At 63.9% G+C, this 3,829-nt stretch carries 3 protein-coding genes; 2 read left to right on the top strand and 1 reads right to left on the bottom strand.

Annotated elements, in window-relative coordinates:
• Positions 1-148 precede the first annotated feature (148 nt).
• Positions 149-433, bottom strand: coding sequence for an ANTAR domain-containing protein (locus B5X90_RS21770; protein ID WP_256860370.1), 285 nt, complete (start codon positions 431-433; stop codon positions 149-151).
• Positions 434-1,928: 1,495 nt separating this feature from the next.
• Between B5X90_RS21770 and B5X90_RS20795 the strand changes: the two genes are divergently transcribed.
• Positions 1,929-2,975, top strand: coding sequence for a DUF2795 domain-containing protein (locus tag B5X90_RS20795; protein WP_256860371.1), 1,047 nt, complete (start codon positions 1,929-1,931; stop codon positions 2,973-2,975).
• A 111-nt stretch (positions 2,976-3,086) separates the two neighbouring features.
• The gene (locus B5X90_RS20800) at positions 3,087-3,278 is read left to right on the top strand and encodes a hypothetical protein (RefSeq protein ID WP_143264861.1); all 192 of its coding nucleotides are present in this window, start codon (positions 3,087-3,089) and stop codon (positions 3,276-3,278) included.
• The last annotated feature ends 551 nt before the right edge of the window (positions 3,279-3,829 follow it).

A 3,829-nucleotide genomic window follows, 5' to 3' on the forward strand; every position in this document is an offset into this window, starting at 1 on the left:
GGCTTCGACTTCGTATTCGCCTGCGGCGCCGCCGAGGCTGAAGTATTTGAGCCAGAGGTCGCCAAGTTGGAGGTCGACGGCTTTGAGGGCGGCGCTGAGCATTCGCCGTTGTTCCGGTTCGTGTGGATCAAAACCCATGACGAGGTCCCTAGTCCCGCGGTGTGGGTGTTCCGGCGATCAGGGCGGTGCTGACCTGCAGCAGGGGAGTGCCTTGTGCCCGGGCCAGACTCATGAGCATCTGCAGGGCGGCCTCGGGGCCGATCCCGTGACGTTCCATCAGTATTCCGCGGGCGCGGTTGATGGTATCCCTGCCGTGGAGCGCTGAGGCCAGGCTGTCACTGATCGGGTGGGGCGTCTCGTTTGCCTGGATGTGGGCCAGGAGTGTTGCGCCGGCGATGCAAACAGTCCAGCAGCCTTGCGGTGCCCGTGTCATAGGTGCCGGTTCCCGCGGAGTAGATTTTCAACGCTCCGATGCACTGGCGTCCGGCAAGTAGCGGGGCGCTCAGGAGGGCGCGGATGGGTAGTGAGCTGATCGCCTGGGTCCATTCCGGCTCGACGAGGACGGTTTCTTCGGCCGCCAGGCTGTGAGGCAGGGGCCGCTTCCCAGCTCGTATTGGAGGGCGTCGGCGCGCAGTACGATTTGGTCTGTTGATCCGCTGCTGGTCCGGTTTCCCCGGGCGTCCAGCAGGGACACTCCTGCGCCAACGGTCCCGGGTATGGTGTCCCTGATGGCCAAGGCGAGATGTTCGACGGCGCGGTCAACTTTTTCCTCGGTGAGGAGCAATCCACGGATCCGTGCAGTGACCCTGGAGAGTTCATCCAGAGGAGTTCGTGCGGCATGGTTGTGGTCCACCTATCCCCGGGCTCCGGTCCGCAGGGCTGCCCTTCCATACGGAGAACTTCACGAGCCGATGCCGCTGTATCCAGCTTAGACTCCCGGCCAGAACCCCCTATGGGCAGCTTGCCCGGTGGATTGCTGCCCGGATCTCCTGGAGCGGGGAGCGGTACCCTGCCGCCCCTGGTGCCGTTGGATGCCCGGGACGGGGCGGGCGCGGCATTACGCGGGAGCGGCCCGCATGCGATCCCGGTGGGGCAGTCAGGAGCCGGCTTGACGGACCGTCTGGCATGATCTGGCTAAGGCTCATATGCTGGATGAAGTCATGCAGTTGGCTGATCTGTGCGTCGGGAAGATTCCGGCATGGCTCTTTCACCACATCAGCGAATCCCGCACCGTGGCTCAGGAATTGATCATCCTGTGATGGAACTGCACACCGCTGGAAGTCGTCATCTTTATTACCAGTGGCCACTCGTTCCATCGGGTGAATTGATTCTCATTCGTCAGCTTTTGCTTCGTCCGGCCGACCAGGAGGGCTTGAGGCCCTTGAATCGTCCACCGGAGGCTGCCCGGGAAATGCTGTTGGATCTTGTCACGGCGGAGCTGAAGCGCCGCGGACAGCAGGGCACCGGCTCGGCAGCCGTTGACGGGCCGTCCCCGCCGGTCTTGCGTCCGGCGCCGTTGAATAGATGGGGGAGGCGGGCTCGACGCCGCTCCCTGTGATTTCCGTCAAAGCTCGGAGAGGGCCGACAGCCGGTCAGTCCCGGAAGCAGTGGGACGGTGCCGCTGACCGGCTGACTACGCCGATTTCGGACCTGTCACCGGCGGGTGTCTTCAGGGTTCGGGTGGTTGCGCTCCTCCTCCGGAGAGAACAGGCGGGGTTTCCTCCAAATCGGTGGGTTCCCGGGTCGATAAGCGGCCAACGGTGCTTCCCGATCCGGACCGGTGTGCGGGGTTTACGGCCGGCGCTCCTGGGGTACGTGAAGACACGAATGGTCAGGCGCGGAGTCCCTTATCTGAAAGGCGGGGAACGGTGAGTCGGGACACGTCAGTGCGGTGGGCCGCAGATCCGCGCCCGCTCGAGGATGTGGAAGTGGATGTCCTGATACCGACCCGGAACAGGGCCGCCGAGTTGGCCGTCACGTTGGCGGGACTGGCCGCCCAGGACGGTCCGGTTTTCCGCACCGTCGTCAGCGATCAATCGGACGGGGCTCCGGCGTGGGTGCAGGCGCCGGTTGCTGCCGTTCTTCGGGTGCTTGAGGCGCAGGGCACCCGCGTTGAATTGCTTCGCCATCTGCCTCGTCGTGGCCTGGCTGAACACCGGCAATTCCTCTTGGAGCAGGCTTCGGGGGAGAAGACGCTTTTCCTTGACGATGACGTCTGGCTAGAGCCTGGGGCGCTCGGCAGGATGGCCCACGCGCTGGATGAGCTGCGCTGCGGCTTCGTCGGCATGGCGCCGCAAGGTTTCTCCTACCTCAAGGACCGGAGACCGGAACAGACTCGAAGTTTCGCCGCCTGGGATGGAACGGTCGCGCCGGAACGGGTCCGGCCAGCCGAGCCGGCATTTGAGCGTTGGCCTCTGCATAGCGCGGCAAACCTGAGCCATCTCAGTGTCGATCTCGGCTTGGAACCGGGGCAGTGGCTTGCCTATAAGGTGGCGTGGCTGGGCGGGTGCACCATGTTCAGGCGCGCGGCTCTGGAAGATGTCGGAGGCTTTCGTTTTTGGACGGAACTGCCGCCCGAACACTGTGGCGAAGACGTCGTGGCCCAGTGGAACGTCATGGAAAAGTACGGCGGGGCGGGGATCCTTCCTACCGGGGCCGTCCATCTGGAGTCACCCACCACCGTTACCGACCGGCGAATCGAAGCCTTCAATGTGGTGCTGGGTGCCCCGGGGGAGCCCGGGGAGAAGGAAAGCAACAACCATCAAACCAAAGGTACTGACATGGACAACACACCCGATCCCATCCGCATTCAAACATTCCTGGGAGGTGTCGATTACCCCGCAACCAAGGACTCCCTGCTAGCACACGCCAAAAAGGCTGGGGCGGACAGCGACGTCCTGAACGCGCTAAATCACATTCCCGAAACCGAGTACGACGGCCCTACGTCCGTCAGTTCTGCCGTCTCTGATGGCTAAAGAACCGGGCAACCCGGAAACGGTGCTCGGCCCCTTGAACGTTCGGCTGTGCGGCAACGGCCCAATACCTGAATCCACGGGTGGTGGCCACAGGAGAGGACGATGATAAGCATGACTTCCAGCATGCAGGAGGCCCGCACGCTGACACTGAAACGCGTGCGGGCAGGGGACTCGCTGCACATCCAAAATATCGAATTTCGTGTTCTCAGCCGGCACCGTCAGCGGAAACTGGTGATCCTCGAACTCGAAAGCTCCGACGGCGACAGGGCAACCCTCATCGGACACGTCCACGCCCGAACGTAACCGGGCCGGCGCTTCAGCGGCGGGCCAGTTGAGTCGAGCTACGTCCACCACCCGCACCGGGAGTTCCGAACGGAAGTCGAATCGGTGTGTGGGGCCAGAGGGGCCGCCGGGTTCGCGCTCTGGTCCAGCCCGGTGATCTCGCGAACCCGCCGGTTCGGGTCTTGGATGCGGGCACGGCGCAGAGTATGCACGAAGGGAGACCGAGAGGTGCTGTTCACCGGTGGCGGGTGGAAGTAGTGTCGCTGGAAGAGGGTGCCGGGGTAGCTGCGGGATCTGGCCGTTTGAATATCGGGGTCGTGTTGCGATCATCGTGGGCGGCGTCGCATTCCCGTCATGACTGCCCTGGCGTGGGGAGCCTCCGTTCAGGCGGGGGGCGTGCCCGGGGGCACCGGATGACCAACCGGGTCGGAAGCCGCAACGGATTTAAGGAAGGCCTGGTCCTCCGCGGAAAGGAGAAACTGGCCATGTCCGTCAACCTTCCCGGGACGGTCGTGCTCCTCACTTGCCCGAAGGAGCGCCTCAGTCACGCTGCGTGGAAGCATCACACTTCC

The organism is Arthrobacter sp. 49Tsu3.1M3, from assembly GCF_900168135.1.
GTDB lineage: Bacteria > Actinomycetota > Actinomycetes > Actinomycetales > Micrococcaceae > Arthrobacter.

What these genes read in the sequence shown, in the direction of transcription:
- B5X90_RS20800 (WP_143264861.1), top strand. Translation starts at nt 3,087, where the DNA reads ATGACTTCCAGCATGCAGGAGGCCCGCACGCTGACACTGAAACGCGTG.
- B5X90_RS21770 (WP_256860370.1), bottom strand. Translation starts at nt 433, where the DNA reads ATGACACGGGCACCGCAAGGCTGCTGGACTGTTTGCATCGCCGGCGCA.